A 16862-nucleotide genomic window follows, 5' to 3' on the forward strand; every position below is an offset into this window, starting at 1 on the left:
ACTTGAAGCGCGCCGCATATGCGATGCGCTTGGGATAGTAACAAACCCCTCGAAAACCCCGGAATCACAGATGCAGGACGCGGCCTCTCCCGCACCGATCGAAAGCGCGCTGCTGAACGAAGCGGCGGGTAGCACCATCCGGCACGGTTATTTCACGCGGGCCGGCGGCGTTTCCGAAGGTCTGTATCGTGGCCTCAATGTCGGCCTCGGCTCCAGCGACGAACGTGACAAGGTCCTCGAAAACCGGCGCCGTGTCGCCGCCTGGTTTGGCTTGTCGGTCGAGCGGCTGGCAACCGTGCATCAGGTCCATTCTCCCGATGTCGTGGTGGTCGGTGCCGATTATGACGGCGCCCGCCCTGACGCCGATGCGATGGTAACGCACACCCCTGGTATCGCGCTTGGCGTGCTCGCGGCCGATTGCGGGCCGATCCTCTTTGCCGATCCCGATAACCGCGTCATCGGCGCAGCCCATGCCGGCTGGAAGGGCGCGCTGACGGGCGTGCTCGAAAATACCATCGCCGCCATGGAGGCGCTGGGTGCGGATCGCGCTCGCATCGTCGCCTGCCTCGGCCCCTCGATCAGCCAGGCAAGTTATGAGGTCGGTCCCGAGTTCGTCGAGCGTTTCGTCGCCGAAAACCCGGAGGACGTGCGCTTTTTTGTGCCTTCCGCGACGCCCGGCCATGCCATGTTCAACCTGCCGGCGTTGACCGTCGACCGGCTGACGAAAGCCGGCGTGCGTGCCGAAAGCCTCGGCCTCTGCACCTATCCGGATAGCGAGCGCTTCTTTTCCTACCGCAGGACGACACATCGCAAGGAGCCGGATTACGGCCGCCAGATTTCCGCGATATCCATCAGGGAGACTTGAGCAGAATGGCACTGCATTTCGAAAAGGCCGAATTCGCAAGCCGGCTTGCGCGCCTCACCGAGAAAATGAAGGAAGAAAAGCTCGACGCCTTGCTGCTCTTCGCCCAGGAAAGCATGTACTGGCTGACCGGCTACGACACCTTCGGCTACTGCTTCTTCCAGACGCTGGTCGTCAAGAGCGACGGCACCATGGCGCTGATGACCCGCTCGGCCGATCTTCGCCAGGCGAGGCATACCTCGATCCTCGAGGACATCCATATCTGGGTCGATCGGGTCAATGCCGATCCGACGCTCGACCTGAAGAACCTGCTGGTCGAGATGGATCTGCTCGGCGCCCGCATCGGTGTCGAATATGATACGCACGGCATGACCGGCCGCGTCGCCCGTCTGCTCGACGCGCAATTGACCACCTTCGGCCAGATCGTCGACGCTTCCTACCTCGTCAGCCGCCTGCGCCTGATCAAGAGCCCGACGGAGGTCGCCTATGTCGAGCGTGCCGCCGTTCTCGCCGACGATGCGCTCGATGCCGCGATCCGGCTGACAAAGCCCGGCGCCGACGAGGCCGATATCCTTGCCGCCATGCAGGGCGCGGTCTTTTCCGGCGGCGGCGACTACCCCGCCAACGAGTTCATCATCGGCTCCGGCGCCGACGCGCTGCTCTGCCGCTACAAGGCCGGCCGCCGCAAGCTCGACGCGAACGACCAGCTGACGCTCGAATGGGCCGGCGCCTATGCGCATTACCATGCCGCCATGATGCGCACGATCGTCATCGGCGAACCGACGCACCGCCACCGCGAACTCTACAACGCCTGCCGCGAAACCATCGAGGCGATCGAGACCGTGCTGAAGCCCGGCCAGACCTTTGGTGATGTCTTCGACATGCATGCCAAGATAATCGACGAGCGCGGCCTAGCCCGCCACCGGCTGAATGCCTGCGGTTATTCGCTCGGCGCCCGCTTCTCGCCCTCCTGGATGGAGCATCAGATGTTCCATGTCGGCAATCCGCAGCCAATCGAGCCGAACATGTCGCTCTTCGTGCACATGATCATCGCCGATTCCGATACGGGCACGGCGATGACGCTCGGCCAGACTTATCTGACCACAGCGGATGCGCCGCGCGCGCTGTCCCGCCATCCGCTCGATTTCATCGGCCTCTGACCGGTGAGAATCCGGAATTGACAGACGACGGTCCCCACCCGCATAAATTCGGGTGGGGCTGATTGCGATTGTGGGAAGGACTGATCAAGGGATGACGCGAGCTGCGATTGTGCCCACGCTCCTACTCGTCATGGCTCTGCTGACCGCCTGCAATACCACCGATGCGCTGACACCGCAGGTCGATATCGGCGATTCCTCGGGCGGCGCGTCGTCGAGCCCGGTGACGCAGAGTGAAGCCGAGCGTTTGGCGGGCACCCGCCAGCCGAATTTCTCGGGAAGCTCGCAGCAGGGCGGCTACCATCCGGCCTATGATCAGTCGCAACAGGCCTATCGACCCGGCACCGGCGCGCCACCGACGACAATGCAGGAGCAGGCAAACGCCCTATCGAGGAGCGGCTCCTCGCCGGCTGCCTCCGCCCCGATCGAGGAACAATCGCTGCCACCGCCGGCGGCCAGTGGTGGGCTTCCCGCACAGTCGGCTGAACCGGCCGAGACGCAACAGCCACAGCAGACCGCCGCCCTCAGCCCGGCCCCCTCCTCCACCCGCGGCAATACCGTGCGCTTCCTGCCGATCATCGGCGCGCCGGTGCAGGCCGTGACCCCGCTCTCGCGCCAGCTCGGCGCCGAGGCGCGCGCGCATGGCCTTTCCATCAAGAGTTCCAACGATGCGAGCAGCGATTATATTCTCAAAGGTTACCTCTCCGCCTTCAGCGACGATGGCAAGGTCACCGTGGTCTATGTCTGGGATATTCTCGACAGCGGCGGGGGCCGCCTGCACCGCATCCAGGGGCAAGAAAGCGTGCCGACGGCCGCGACCGATCCATGGGCGGGCGTTCCGGCCTCGGTGATGCAGCAGATCGGCTCAAAAACGATCGCGGAATTCTCCTCCTGGCGGCAGACTCAGGGTGGTTAGTCACAAACTTTTTGCAAATATGGAAGCCTGTGGCGCCTTTGCCCTTGCATTCACGGGGAAGCTGACTAAAAAGCGCGGCTATCAGCGCATAACAGGCGGACCAAAATGAAGGTTTTCGCAGGCAATTCGAACCGGCAACTCGCCGAAGCGATCTGCAACTATCTCAATGTTCCCTTGGGGAAAGCCAGTGTTCGAAGGTTTGCCGATCAGGAAATCTTCGTGGAGATCCAGGAAAATGTGCGCGGTGAGGATGTTTTCCTCGTGCAACCGACCGCCTTTCCTGCCAACGACCATCTGATGGAACTGCTGATCATGATCGACGCCATGCGTCGTTCGTCAGCCCGCCGCATCACCGCCGTCCTACCCTATTTCGGCTATGCCCGTCAGGACCGCCGGGCTTCCGGCCGCACGCCAATCTCCGCCAAGCTGGTCGCAAACCTCATTACCGAGGCCGGCGCTGACCGCGTCATGACGCTCGATCTCCATGCCGGGCAGATCCAGGGCTTCTTCGATATCCCGACCGACAACCTCTTTGCCATGCCCGTGCTGACCCGCGACATCAAGAGCCACTATGACCTCAGCAACGTCGTGGTCGTCTCGCCCGACGTCGGCGGCGTGGTTCGCGCCCGCGCGCTCGCGAAGCGCCTGGACTGTCTTCTGGCCATCGTCGACAAGCGCCGCGATCGGCCGGGTGAATCCGAAGTCATGAACATCATCGGCGACATTGCCGGCAAGGACTGCCTGCTGATCGACGATATCGTCGATTCCGGCGGCACGCTCTGCAACGCGGCCGACGCGATGCTGGCCAAGGGCGCATCCAGCGTCACCGCCTATATCACCCACGGCGTTCTCTCCGGCGGCGCGGTCACCCGCGTCACCTCCTCGAAGCTGCGCGAACTCGTCATCACGGATTCGATCCAGCCGACCACGGCCGTGCTTTCGGCCCACAATATCCGCGTCGTAACGACGGCGCCGCTGATCGGCGAAGCCATCAGCCGAACGGCCCAGGAAGAGTCCGTCTCCAGTCTGTTTGACTGAAAACATCAGGCATCCGACGAACCTCCGGATTTGCTGATTGTCAGCGACTACCTTAGTTTTCGCCGCGAACTCGCATCATCTGCCGAAAGGCGCGCCGCTTTAGTGCAGGTATTGCGTTGACGATGCGCATCATGCTCCGCATGAAAGCGAGCTGAACTGTGCCGACAATCGGCCGATGAGCAAGATCGTTAGCATCCATCTGCTTTTTCGATTCTTGGACTGCTTCGGTACTGTAGCGAAGCATCTCGATTTCGTAGGCGTGTATGGCTTCAACGAGCGGCTTTCGCCCTTGGTTCGCTTCGACCAGCATGCGTCCAAGCAGAGCTGCATCGCGAAGTGCGGTGTTGGCGCCCGCGCCTCGTCCGGGTGTCATCGTATGGACGGCGTCACCGAGCAGCGTGACATTCGAACTTGTCCAAGGCGTCAGCGGGACGGAGGTCCTGACCTTGACATCGTAGATCGTCGAGGGCTCCGTCATAAGGATGAGAGCACGTAAGTGCGGATGCCAGTCTCGAGCGAGCTCCAAGCCCAGTTCTCTCAATTGTTCACCGTTCAGGCCGGACGGATCCCGCGGGCAATTCTGCCGGGCGCCCCAGATACCCCAGCCGATGCTGTCCTCGTCGAGTGCTTCGACAAAATCCGGCCAACGCGCAGCAAACCCTGGGTCCCTTCGGCTGTCGGCGAACTCGAGCGAGTGAATGATTGCTCCGAAGCCCATCGGCGCCATAATCAGCGACATGCCTTTGAACATTTTGTCCGACAGCAGAGCTTTCGTCTCGGCCGACATAGGAATTTTGCCCCCGAGCGATACGATCCCAGTGTCTTCCAGACGCGCGTCCGGCAAGCGTTGCTTGCATACAGTGGAACTTGTGCCGTCAGCACCCACCAGGACATCTCCCGTCGCGAGGCTTCCATCCTGAAAGCACGCGGTGACCGACCCGTCCCCGTTACTTGTGTAACCTTGAAGCGCCTTCCCAAAGAACACGTCGTCTTCAAGTCCCCTGAGCAGAACCCGCCTCAGCGTCTTTCGAACCACGTTCTTTTCACCGTCGAGAGCGTTCGGGTCTGCGTCATCGACGTCAAAGCTCAGCACTTCGCCGAGCTGTTCCGTGAGCATGTTGAAATAGCGCGGCGACCTGGCGCAGGTGGCGACATAGAGGTCGTAGAGTTCGCCGGGGATACAGGCTTTTAGCGCTCGGCTTCCAGCCGGGCTGATGCCGACGCGATAGCCACCGGTGTCGGCGTTCGGGGCGAGGTCGCGCTCATACACCGCTATGCAAACTCCAGCCTGCTTAAGCAGATGGGCGAGTGCCAAACCGCCGGTCCCGGCGCCGATAATCAAAACTTTCATGGTACTAGTCCGCGTCAAGGTTGGGGTCGATGGAGAACTTCGCGGCGATCTGCCTCAGCCACTCGTCTGTCCAGGTGATGCGCTCGGCGTGCAGGTCCTCGACAACGCCGTTGACCCAAGACAATTCGGTTGCGTGAAGCGCCCGGAGATATTCCATCTCCAGAAGGAAGAGCCTTGGTACGGCCTGCGCCTCCCTCAGGACTCCGTCGATCCGGCGGAGCTCCGACTCGATGGTCTTTGCCCTGTGCTCAAGCCGACCCATCACATCGTTCGGCGTGAGCAGAGGAAGAAATGATATGGCCGCGGGGAATTCCGGATATTCCCGCGTCACGGTCGACAACATCTCGCGCATCCATTCCAGCGCGATGTCGCGGCCCTTCTCGGTTATCTCGTACACGGTCCGCTCGGGCCGCTTGTCATCCCGGACTGTTTTCTGCGCAGTGATCAAACCCTCGCGTTCGAGCCGCTGGATTGTTTGATAGAGGCTCGCCCTCTGGGTGACATTGATCACCTCGTCCTTGCCGCGCTCCTTGATGAGCCGCTGCATCCGGTAAGGATGCAGCGGCTCCTCCATGAGCATTCCAAGAACAGCGAGCGCGGTCGGAGAGCGTTTGATTGATGTCATAGTCATAGTCATAGTATTACTAGTTAATTTATGACTAGTCAATGCGATGATGATTGCCGTAGCCCCGGCTCGACGTAAGTTCGACCCGATGGCGTTGCGACAGGCCTCTTGCGACAAAAATCCTCTATCGGCGATCAACGGCCGAGGGCCGCCTTCTGCGATTGATCGACGAGATTGTCGATGAACCAGTTCGGATAGACCGGCGCCGGCTCAGTCGCCGCATCGAGCGCTGCAAGGTCGCCTTCATCAAGCACCAGCTCCGCCGCACCGAGATTGTCGGCCAATTGATGCGGTTTCGAGGCGCCGAGCAGCACGCTGGAGACCGTCTTTTTCGTAAGCAGCCAGGCGATCGCCACCTGGGCGACGCTCGCCCCGTGCGCGGCGGCGATCAGCCGCATGCGCTCGACCAGCGCGAAGCCCTGCTCCTTGTCGAAGGGCAGGATATCGAAACCGGAATAGCGGTTGTCGGGATCGCCGAGCGTTTCGCGGGTGTATTTGCCGGAGAGAAAGCCGGAGGCGAGCGGGCTCCAGACGGTCAGCCCGAGGCCATAACGCTGCATCATGGGAAGAATGTCGCGCTCGACGTCGCGGCCAAGCAGCGAATAATACATCTGTCCATGCGTGAAGGGCGCCAGCCCGTTCGCCTTCTGGATTTCAAGCGCCGCCGCCACCTTCCAGGCCGACCAGTTGGAAAAGCCGATATAACGCACCTTGCCGGAGCGCACCACCGCATCGAGCGCCGACAGCGTCTCTTCGAGCGGCGTGAACGGATCCTCCTTGTGGACGATATAGACGTCGATCCAGTCCGTTCTGAGCCGTTTCAGGCTTTCCTCGACCGACCAGAGGATGTGGCGGCGGGAAAGTCCGGCCTGGCCGAGAGGCGTGCCGGTGCGGAAGCCGACCTTGGTGGCAATCACCACCTCGCTGCGCCGCGCCATCAGCACGTGTCCGAGGATCGTTTCCGACTGGCCGGATGCATAGGCGTCTGCGGTATCGAAGAAGTTGATGCCGGCATCGAGTGCCTGTCCGACGAGCGCATCGGCAACATCGGCATCGGTCTTGTAGATCGCGCCTAAACTGCGGTCGCCCGATGTGAAGGTCATTGCGCCGAAGGCAAGCCTGGAAACGGCAAGTCCGGTCCGGCCAAGGGTCGTATATTGCATGTCATCCTCCATCCATTGGATTGTCGTGATCGGATGGAAAGACAATGCCTCAAAACATTATTGCGAAAAATCCGCCGGATCGATAAGGCTTATGAAGTTCAACTTCATAATGGACCGATGGCGCCCGACCCCTTCAACGGCTTGACGGAATTCCTGGCCGTCGCCGACGCCAGGAGCTTCACCGCTGCCGCCGCATCGCTCGGCGTCACGCCGACTGCCGTCAGCCAGACGATCCGGGCGCTCGAGACGAGGCTCGGCGTGCCGCTCTTCGTCCGCACCACGCGGCGCGTCGCGCTCACCGAAGCCGGTGCCGCGCTCTTCCAGCGTGTCCGTCCGGCTGCCGCCGACATTGCCGATGCCTTCGACATGTTGGGTGGCTTCCGCGACCGCCCGCTCGGGCACCTGCGCCTCACCGTGCCGCGCATGGCCGTGCCGCTGATCGTGACGCCGCTGCTGCCGCAATTTCGCAACGCCTATCCCGATATCTCCGTCGAGATCTCGGTCGATGATGCGGCAATCGATATCACCGAACGCGGTTTCGACGCCGGCATCCGCATCGGCGAGGCGATCGAAAAGGACATGATCGTCATGCGGCTGACATCTGATATCACCTGGACGGTGGTCGGCTCACCCGGCTATTTCGCCCGATACGGTCGGCCAGTAACGCCGGAGGACCTCACCCGCCATCAGGCGATCCGCTACCGTTATCCGACATCGGGCGTCATCTACCGCTGGGAATTCGAACGAGACGGCCGCGACTTCTCCGTCGATGCGCCCGGCAGCCTGATGGTCAACGACTTCCTGCTGCTGCTCGACCTCGCCGAGGCCGGGCTCGGTCTTGCCTATTTGCCGGATATTTCCGTCGGCGAGGCCGTGGCATCAGGGCGGCTCGAACGCGTGCTCGATCCCTTCTTGCCGACCACGCCCGGCCTCTTTGCCTATTTCCCCGCCCGCTCGCAGACGCAGCTGAAGTTGCGCGCCTTTCTCGACATGGCAACGGCGCTGCTGCGCCGCAAAGGATGAGACCCTAGGCGGCGCATCTGCTTTTCGGTCGAAAGACCCTGGTATACGCTATTGCGGCTGGACCGTTTCCTGGTCCGCTTCCTTGACCACCTGGCCGTTGACGGCGATCGCGCCGTCGCGGCTGATGCTGATGTCCCAGCGCGAGCGGCCATCTGCATCGGTCTTGGCGAAGCCCTTCACCATCATGATGCCGAAGGAGACCTGGTTGAGGTCGGGATCCGTCTTGGCAAGCTCCTGAACCGCGGCAATCGTCTTGTCGAGATCGCGGGCAAGGATCGTCGCCTCCATCGAATAGTCCTTCTGGGTATCGACCCGTCCCTCGATCTTGCCCGTCATATCGACGTCGTAGACATCGGACTTGGCGCTGACCTTCGGAAACTCGATGGTGAGCCGGCCATCGCGGAAGAGCTTTTTCGCCATCTCGTCGCCGCTTTGCTCTGGCGGCTTGGCGTTGAAATCCATCGCCATGAGCGCGTCGCCGAAGGTGGCGAAATCCAGATTCGGAATGGCGAGCTGCAGATCGAAATTGGTCGGCACGAAGGGCGAATAACTTGCCGGCATTGCCGGACTGTCGAGGCTGATGTCCTGCGCATCGATGCCGAAGCCGAAACGCATGGCGTCGCTCGGCCCGTCCATAACCAGGTTGTAACCGAATGCCTTGACGCCGCCATTGCCCATCTGGCTGCTGACGGTCAGATTATTGACCCCGATTGTCTCGCTGAACGAGGCAAGAATCGGAAAGGCTTGCTTGAGCATTCCCTTTATCTTGTCGCTGTTCTCTGGGCTTAGTTCTTTCTCCTCGAGATGGTCGAGAATGAAAAGGACGATCTCGCGGATTTGCTTGGCCGGCAGGCCGTTCACTTTGGCATCGAAATCGATCGAGTCGGCACGGATTTCAACGGGCGGCATTTGCAGGCCGGAAACCTGCTCGACGAAAGTCGACATCGAGCCGCCGCCCGCAAAATCGATACGCCCGTTGCCGCCTGCGCTGTCCGTCGAGGTCAGCTTTTGGTCCATCCCGGCAAAGCTGGCATGGACTTCCTCGGTGTCGGACTTGCTAGCGACCTTGATGTCCTTGGCGGTGAAGGTGCCGGAGCGCAGGTAGCTGATCGCCGGGTCGAAGACGCCGGTATAGACAAGCGAAGCGATGGAGTAGGAGAAATCCGTCGGCTTCTGGTCAGGGCCTTTGAAATGGCCGGAGACGTTGAGCTTGTTGTCACCCTCAATATTCCAGAGCCCGCTGTCGAGCGGCGTAGCGAACATCGAGAACGGCGTCAGCCCGTTGATCGCGAATGTCGCCGGATCGGCCTTGGCAAGCAGCTTCGCCAGATCGTAAATGATCTCATAGCGAGTGCCTGCCGGATTGACGGTGAGCAGGCCGCTCTTCGCAAGATCCTCGGGAAGCAGCTTCGTCAGATTGTCCTTGACCGCATTGGCGCCATCCTGATTGATCTCGACGCCCTGGGCCGTGGTGACAAGGCAAAGTGCCAGCAAGCTCGTTGCCGTGACAAGTTTGAGACGCATAGTCCGAATTCTCCTCAGCCCTTTTTTGAATGCGGCCATCCAAAGATGCGAAGCGCGCCGATGTCAACCTCAGCTGCGGCAGAGAATGGCAATTTGCCACTCACGCGGCCGCGGATTTCTTCACGGCGGGCGCAAGAACCGTTTCCTGCTGTACGGCCGGCGCCTCGCCGGTGACGATCGCCTCGATGCCCGAGCGCGGTCTCGGCTTACCGAAGAGGAAGCCCTGCACCTGCAGGCAGCCTTCCCGTCGAAGGAAGTCGATATGGTCTTCGTTTTCGACGCCTTCAGCAAGCACCGGTATGTCGAGGCTTGCCGCAAGAATGAGCGTCGAACGCACGATCGCCGCAGACTGCTTGTTGGTGACGACGCCGTCGACGAAGGCGCGGTCGATCTTGATCTTGTCGAACGGGAAGCTCTGCAGTGTCGACAGTGACGAATAACCCGTGCCGTAATCGTCCATCGCCACCTTTACGCCCAGCGCTTTCAGCCGGCGGATTGCCTGCAGCGCATGTTGATGATCGGCGATGATGCCGGATTCGGTGATCTCGATCTCGAGTCGCGCCGCCGGCAGGCCGGTCTCGAGCAGGATCTGATGCACGATCTGCGGTAGGCGGTTGTCGCCGAGCTGCTGCGGCGCGACGTTGACGGCGATGCGTAACGGGTTCTTCCAGGTCGCCGCTTCCGCGCAAGCGGCCCGCAGCACCCATTCACCAAGCTCAATGATAAAGCCGGTCTTTTCCGCGATCGGAATGAATTCGACGGGTGCGATGTAGCCGCGCGCGGGATGTCTCCAGCGCAGGAGCACTTCCAGGCCAACGATGTCGCGCGTCACCGTGTCATTCTGCTGCTGGTAGAACAGCTCGAATTCGCCGCGCGCCAATCCCTCCCGCATCTCGCTCGCCAGCGCGTTGCGTTCGCGCGCTGCCTGGTCCATCGAGGGCTCGTAGAAGCATATGCTGTTGGTCGCTGTCGATTTTGCCCGATACATGGCGATATCGGCCTGCGACAACAGGTCGTCCAAATTGTCCGCCTGTCCGGGATAGGTGGAGATACCGATACTGGAGCCGACGGTCAGCGCATGGCCGTTCCATTCGATCGGCCGAGCGATCTCGTCGAGCATGCGTTGTGCCAGTCCCTTAGCGTCCGAACGGACGAAATAATCGCACATGACGGCCACGAACTCGTCGCCGCCGACCCGCGCCACGAACTGGCCGTTCTGCATGATCTTGAACAGCCGCTCGGCGACGGCGCGCAGCACGGCATCGCCGGCGGCGTGACCGTGAACGTCGTTGATTTCCTTGAAACGGTCGAGGTCGAAGGAGAGCACGGCGATATTGGCCGTCATGTCCCTCGGCTTGTTGACCAGCGCCGACAGATGCTCGTTGAAGGCGGCGCGATTGGCAAGATTGGTCAGCGGGTCATGCAGCGACAGATGGCGGTAACGCTCGACGGCTGCCTGCGTCGACTGCATGTCGATGATATAGGTGGAGGCACCCAGCGCCAGGATGATGATCATGACGGCGCTGACGAGACCGGTCATGATGCCGTCCGAGATGATCTCGGTGGGTGCCGCAACAGTGGCATCCGGCAAGATCGTCAGCCCCGCCATGCCGGTGAAATGCGTGAGCACGATCGCAAGGATCAGCGAAAGGGCAGCCCCGTGGCGGCAGAAACGCGTGATCGGCCGGCCGACGCGATTGGTGGCGACTGCGCCGAACAAGCCGGCCAAGACCAGCGAGGCGACGACATAGGAGGCCTTCCATTCGAGACGACCCTCGACCTCGTAACCGGCGATCCCGACATAGTGCATGACCGCGATGCCGAGGCCGACGATCACGCCGCCTGCCTCGATAAGCGCGCTCTTCTGCGCGATTGACGCGATGGCAAAGCCGATCATCGTCGTCGCGACGGCGGCGAACAGCGACAGCAGCGTCAACGTCGGCTCATAGCCGTTCGCCACCGGCGTCTGGTAGCCGAGCATCGCGATGAAATGCGTCGTCCAGATGGTCGAGCCGCCAACGAAACCGGAGAGAAACAGCCAGTTGGTTTTCTGCAGCCCCTGCGATCGGCGCACCCGGGTGAAGAGGCGCATCGACAGCATCGATCCGAGCACACAGATAACGGTGGCGAAGATCAGATGCGGAAGGCTGTGTTCGACGGTGATGCAGGAAAGGACACGCAACATGAGAGGCAACCGGCAAATTGAGACGGCCCTGCTTATATCGGCGGGTAAACGCAGGATTTATTAATCGCCGCCGATTTCGTTTTCGATGGTTAAACCTTGGCGAAAGCGTGTATATGGGCAAAAAACAACCCAAATCCGCAACTTGCGTTTCCGATCGACTTATAATATAGGCCACCGGTCCGTGTAGACACCCTTGGAGGCAACGCGGATGAGGTCGGATCATACCGCCTCCGGTTCGTCGGAACAAGGCTTTTGCCCGCCGCCGAACTCTCCAAATAACCTCGAAAGGAATAGCCATGAGCCAGGAAACTTACGAGCTCAAGGCCGAGGCGCGCGAACGGGTTGGTAAGGGGTCCGCCCGTGAACTTCGCCGCAACGGTTTGATACCCGCTGTCATCTACGGTGACAAGCAGGCCCCCATTGCCATCGCTCTCAACACCAATGAGGTGACGAAGCGCATTCACGCCGGTGGTTTTATGACCACCGTGGCGACGATCGAAGTCGACGGCAAGAAGCACAAGGTTCTGCCGAAGGACTACCAGCTCGATCCGGTCCGTGACTTCACGTTGCATGTCGATTTCCTGCGCGTCTCCGGTAACACCCAGGTGACCGTCGAAATCCCGGTTCACTTCATCAACGAAGAGAAGTCCCCGGGCCTCAAGGTCGGCGGCGTTCTGAACATCGTTCGCCATGAAGTCGAAGTTCATTGCCCGGCCGATGCGATCCCTGAGTTCTTCAACATTGACCTCAGCGGCAAGAAGATCGGCGACAGCATCCATATCTCGGAAGTCACTCTGCCGAAGGGTGTCACTCCTGTGATCGACCGCGACTTCACGATCGCGACCATCATTGCCCCGGCTGGCGGCATTGACGAGAGCGCTGCGGAAGGTGGAGCCGAAGCCTGATCGCTTCGACCAATTTGTAAAGCATATGGCCCGCTTTCCCCTGGAAAGCGGGCTTTTCATTGTCCGCAAACGCCCCGTTTCAGCAACATTTAACAAATTCGTGAAAGCATGTTCCGTCAGCTGCGAAGAAGCCCGCCTTAATGCGCGACGGCAAATATGGCGGCCCGGGGGAGTAGACGGAAACATGAACAATTCCGTTGAGAACAGATTTTTTGCGATAGTTTGCGGAGCGCTGCTTGTTTTTGTTGCTCCCCTCTTTGTTCTCTTCCTTTTCCTTTCCTCGGAACGAGCCGACAAGGAAATACGCGATCACATCTCCGTTCTTCTCGTCGCCAATGCCCAGGCGCTGGCCAAACCGCTGTGGGACCTCGATGAGGAGAGCGTTACCCAGATCAGCGCGACGGTCGTTTCCCAGGGCGCCATCGTCAAGGTCGAAGTGCGTGACCAGTCAGGCCAGCTCGATGTCAGCCAGTCTACCATTCCGCGCTCCTTCGGCGGCAAGCTGGTGCAGGTGTCGCGCGCCATCATCTACAACACTGTCGACGGTCCGAAGAACCTCGGCAGCATCAGCGTCTATTATCCCGCGCTCGGCCTGTTTTCCGGCCTGAAGCAGGAAGAGGTCGTCTTCATTTCGATCTTCATCTTCGCGGTGCTGACCGTTTTCGGCACGGCGCTGATCGGCAACCGTTTCTTCGTCATCCAGCCGCTGATGCGGCTGACGGCGGCGATCGAGGCCACCCGCCAGCTGGGCTCCCGCCATCATGTCGACTGGCAGTCGAACGACGAGATGGGACGGCTTGCCCATAGCTTTAACGAGATGCAGACCAAGCTCGAAAGCGAGGAAAAGGAGCTGAAACTCGCCCACCGCCGCGCCACCGACATCTACAATCTGACGCCCGCCATGCTCTTCTCGCTCGACGAGGAAGACCGCATCACCGCCGTCAGTGATTATTGGCTGCTTGCCACAGGGTATAACCGCGCCGCCGTCATCGGCCGCAACTTCGCCGATCTCGTCACTTCCGCCACCCGTGACAAATTCGTCAAGCGCCGCCGGGCCGAAAGCGGCATGACCGTCACCGTCAAGTTTGTCTGCTTGGACGGTCGCACCATGGACGTCCTGATCATGGAATCAGAGGCGGGAGCCGGCGCTCACGACCGCCTCTCGCTATCGGTCATGACCGATGTCACCGAACTCAAGGCCTCCGAGGACCGCAACCACCGCCAGGCAATCACCGATCACCTGACCGGGCTTCTTAATCGCCAGGGCTTCGAAGCCGTCCTCGACAACAAGATCGCCGCCGCCGACGCCGCCGGCCAGGAACTCGCCTGTCTCTTCGTCGATCTCGACCGTTTCAAGTGGATCAACGACAATATGGGCCATGCCGCCGGCGACATGGCGCTGGTCGAGCTCGTCGAGCGCCTGAAAACGCATCTTGCCCCCTCCGACGAGGCAGCCCGTCTCGGCGGCGACGAATTTGCCATCTTGCTGCCGGCGAAGGATGCCGAAAAACGCTCCAAGGCAATGTGCGAGCAGATTGCCACGCTCTTCGAAACGCCATTCGCCCCGGACATGCATCTGAGCGCTTCCGTCGGCATCGCCATCTATCCGCATCATGCCGCAACCGCGGCCGAACTGCTGCAGAAATCCGACATGGCGATGTATGCCAAGAAACGCGACGGCAAAAACGGCGCGCAGCTCTTCGACAATGCCATGCTCGACCGTGCCCGCAGCCGCGCCGAGATCGAAGCCAATATCGAAGCCGGCCTCGTCGACAACTGGTTCGAGGCCTTCCTGCAGCCGATCGTCAACCTGAACGGTCGCGGCATATCAGGTTTCGAGGCGCTATTGCGTCTCAACCATCCACAGAAGGGCTTGATGCCGCCGGCCGAGATCATCAGTGTCGCCGAGGAGACGGCAAAAATTGTCCGCGTCGGCAACGTCATCATGGAAAAGGCGGTCGCCAACCTCGCGAAGATTTCCCGCATCCCCGGTATGCAGGATACCTATCTCGCCATCAACTTCTCGCCGCTGCAGTTCGAGCCGGCGCTGCCGGCCCGTCTTGCCGCCATCGTCGGTCGCCACGGCATCCGCCCCGAGCGCATCGTCGTCGAGATCACCGAGGCCGTGCTGATGCACGACAACCCTGAGATCCGCATGATCGTCACCGAGCTTCGTCGCTTCGGCTGCCGTATCGCGCTTGACGATTTCGGCACCGGCTATTCGTCGCTGAGCTACCTTAACCGCTTCCCTGTCGACATCATCAAGATCGACCAGTCGTTCACCCGCGCGATCAACGACGGCGATGACGACGTGCGCCAGAAGAGCCGCATGCTGATCGAAGGCATCACCACGCTCTCCCACAAGATGGACTGCACCGTTATTGCCGAAGGCATCGAGACCGAAGAGGAGTGCCGCACGCTCCACCAGATGGGACTTGACTATGGCCAGGGCTACCTCTTCCACCGTCCGCAGCACGCAGCCACGCTGATCGAGGAACTGATGGCCTCGCAATCGGCCATCGCACGCGCCTCGTAAACGAAGAACGAAGGAGATGATACCGATGAAAAAGCTCCTGCTTCTCGCATGCCTGGTGCTGCCATGCACCGCCCATGCGCAAACGGTGACCTTCGCGACCGAGGATTATGCCCCCTTCAACTACCGCGAAGGCAAGGAGATCAAGGGCGCGACCGTCGAGCAGGTCGAAAAGATAATGGCCGCCATCGGCGTCGACTACACCATCGAGATCATGCCCTGGGCGCGTGCTTTCAGCCTTGCCCGCACGGCGCCGATGACCTGTGTCTTTGCGACCGCCCATAACGGCGCGCGCGACCCGTTGTTTAAATGGGTCGAGCCGCTGCTCATCGACCGCAACATCCTGATCACCCGCAAGGGTTCTGATGTCACCGCCAGCAATCTGGACGAGGCGAAGAAATATACGGTCGGCACTCAGCGCGAGGATTACACCGAGACGATCCTGAAGGAGAAGGGCTTCACCAAGCTCGATGTCGCCAGCGACTTCAACGCGACGCTGCGCAAACTGCTTGGCGGGCGCATCGACATGATGCCGATCTCCGAACTCTATTTCGAAAAGCTGCAGGTCGACCAGCCGGTGGAGATGGTGACCGTGCTCTCCTCCCAGCCGATGGGCATCGCCTGCGAGAAGAACTTTCCGGCCGATCTGCTCGCCAGGATGCAGGCTGCCCTCGACAAGCTGATCGCCGATGGTGACCAGAAGCAGATCTTCCTGAAATACGGCATGAACCTGTCGGACTGACCCTGTCTGAGCGACCTTGGCCGACGGACCGCTGCCCTTTCCGCTTGACTTTGCTTTCATTTCGCGGTGGTGAACGGCGGGAAGTTCTAGCAAGGAAAAACAGACCATGCTGATCATCGCGGGTCTCGGCAATCCCGGCGGCAAATACGCCGGCAACCGCCACAATATCGGCTTCATGGCCGTCGATGCCATTCATCGGCGCCACAGCTTTTCGCCCTGGTCGAAGAAGTTCAGGGCCGAGATCGCCGAGGGCGAGCTCGGCGGCGAGAAGGTGCTGCTGATCAAGCCGCAGACCTTCATGAATCTTTCCGGCGAGTCTGTCGGCGAAGCGATGCGTTTCTACAAGCTCCAGCCGGCCGATCTCGTGGCGATCTACGACGAACTCGACCTTCCCCAGGGCAAGGCGCGGCTGAAGACCGGTGGCGGCCACAACGGCCACAACGGCATCAAGTCGCTCGACGCCCATTGCGGCAAGGAGTATCGGCGGCTGCGCCTCGGCATCGGCCATCCCGGCGTCAAGGAAATGGTGCAGAACCACGTGCTCGGCGATTTCGCCAAGGCCGACAAGGCCTGGGTGGAGCCGCTTCTGGACACGCTCGCCGACAATGCCGATATGCTGGTGCGAAACGAGGATTCGCAGTTGATGAACAAGATCGCGCTGGCGCTCGGCGGCAAGGCCGAGGAGGAGAAGCCAGCGAAGGAAAAAAAGGACGCCGAGAAGAAGCCGGCCGGCCAGTCGCATATCCATCAGGCTCGCGGCCACAACCAGCCGAAGCTGCCGGTGACCGGCCCGATGGCCGACATGCTGAAAAAGATGTTCGGCAACAAGGGCGATTGA

Annotated in this window: 14 protein-coding genes; 9 read left to right on the forward strand and 5 right to left on the reverse strand. The window is 60.9% G+C overall.

The annotated features are described in order from the left end of the window. Positions 1 to 70: 70 nt before the first annotated feature. The 4 genes from pgeF to J3P73_RS17865 all read left to right on the forward strand — a co-directional run bounded on the left by pgeF (position 71) and on the right by J3P73_RS17865 (position 3973). The gene (gene pgeF, locus J3P73_RS17850; protein WP_130692359.1) at positions 71 to 865 is read left to right on the forward strand and encodes a peptidoglycan editing factor PgeF; all 795 of its coding nucleotides are present in this window, start codon (positions 71 to 73) and stop codon (positions 863 to 865) included. A gap of 5 nt (positions 866 to 870) precedes the next feature. Then, positions 871 to 2022: a M24 family metallopeptidase gene (locus tag J3P73_RS17855; protein WP_018073976.1), complete on the forward strand. Its 1152-nt coding sequence runs from the start codon at positions 871 to 873 to the stop codon at positions 2020 to 2022. Between the two features lie 91 nt (positions 2023 to 2113). Beyond that, positions 2114 to 2935 carry a hypothetical protein gene (locus J3P73_RS17860; protein WP_018073975.1) on the forward strand — a complete coding sequence of 274 codons (822 nt, stop codon included), beginning with the start codon at positions 2114 to 2116 and terminating at the stop codon, positions 2933 to 2935. A 105-nt stretch (positions 2936 to 3040) separates the two neighbouring features. Continuing rightward, positions 3041 to 3973: a ribose-phosphate pyrophosphokinase gene (locus tag J3P73_RS17865; protein ID WP_018073974.1), complete on the forward strand. Its 933-nt coding sequence runs from the start codon at positions 3041 to 3043 to the stop codon at positions 3971 to 3973. A gap of 52 nt (positions 3974 to 4025) precedes the next feature. Here J3P73_RS17865 and J3P73_RS17870 read toward each other — a convergent pair whose 3' ends face one another. The 3 genes from J3P73_RS17870 to J3P73_RS17880 form a co-directional block, all read right to left on the reverse strand. Continuing rightward, positions 4026 to 5324, reverse strand: coding sequence for an FAD-dependent oxidoreductase (locus J3P73_RS17870; protein ID WP_130692361.1), 1299 nt, complete (start codon positions 5322 to 5324; stop codon positions 4026 to 4028). Positions 5325 to 5328: 4 nt separating this feature from the next. Further along, positions 5329 to 5949, reverse strand: a complete 621-nt coding sequence (locus J3P73_RS17875) for a PadR family transcriptional regulator (RefSeq protein ID WP_245002689.1) — start codon at positions 5947 to 5949, stop codon at positions 5329 to 5331. 134 nt (positions 5950 to 6083) lie between these two features. Further along, positions 6084 to 7112: an aldo/keto reductase gene (locus J3P73_RS17880; protein ID WP_130664914.1), complete on the reverse strand. Its 1029-nt coding sequence runs from the start codon at positions 7110 to 7112 to the stop codon at positions 6084 to 6086. Positions 7113 to 7229: 117 nt separating this feature from the next. Between J3P73_RS17880 and J3P73_RS17885 the strand changes: the two genes are divergently transcribed. Beyond that, positions 7230 to 8135, forward strand: coding sequence for a LysR family transcriptional regulator (locus tag J3P73_RS17885; RefSeq protein WP_130692363.1), 906 nt, complete (start codon positions 7230 to 7232; stop codon positions 8133 to 8135). Between the two features lie 48 nt (positions 8136 to 8183). Here the strand turns inward: J3P73_RS17885 and J3P73_RS17890 are convergent, their stop codons facing one another. Further along, on the reverse strand, positions 8184 to 9659 hold the full coding sequence (locus J3P73_RS17890; RefSeq protein ID WP_130692365.1) for a hypothetical protein: 1476 nt from the start codon (positions 9657 to 9659) through the stop codon (positions 8184 to 8186). Between the two features lie 100 nt (positions 9660 to 9759). Continuing rightward, positions 9760 to 11844, reverse strand: a complete 2085-nt coding sequence (locus J3P73_RS17895) for a putative bifunctional diguanylate cyclase/phosphodiesterase (RefSeq protein ID WP_130692367.1) — start codon at positions 11842 to 11844, stop codon at positions 9760 to 9762. A gap of 296 nt (positions 11845 to 12140) precedes the next feature. Here J3P73_RS17895 and J3P73_RS17900 point away from each other — a divergent pair, with 296 nt between their 5' ends. From J3P73_RS17900 to pth, 4 genes are all read left to right on the forward strand, one after another. After that, positions 12141 to 12749, forward strand: coding sequence for a 50S ribosomal protein L25/general stress protein Ctc (locus tag J3P73_RS17900; RefSeq protein WP_018073968.1), 609 nt, complete (start codon positions 12141 to 12143; stop codon positions 12747 to 12749). Positions 12750 to 12933: 184 nt separating this feature from the next. Further along, positions 12934 to 15285, forward strand: a complete 2352-nt coding sequence (locus J3P73_RS17905; RefSeq protein ID WP_130692369.1) for an EAL domain-containing protein — start codon at positions 12934 to 12936, stop codon at positions 15283 to 15285. Between the two features lie 25 nt (positions 15286 to 15310). Beyond that, positions 15311 to 16024: a substrate-binding periplasmic protein gene (locus J3P73_RS17910; protein ID WP_024319530.1), complete on the forward strand. Its 714-nt coding sequence runs from the start codon at positions 15311 to 15313 to the stop codon at positions 16022 to 16024. Positions 16025 to 16130: 106 nt separating this feature from the next. Further along, complete coding sequence (gene pth, locus J3P73_RS17915) at positions 16131 to 16862, forward strand: aminoacyl-tRNA hydrolase (RefSeq protein WP_027689221.1); 732 nt, start codon at positions 16131 to 16133, stop codon at positions 16860 to 16862.

Source organism: Rhizobium ruizarguesonis (genome assembly GCF_017357285.1).
GTDB classification, from domain to species: Bacteria; Pseudomonadota; Alphaproteobacteria; order Rhizobiales; family Rhizobiaceae; genus Rhizobium; species Rhizobium ruizarguesonis.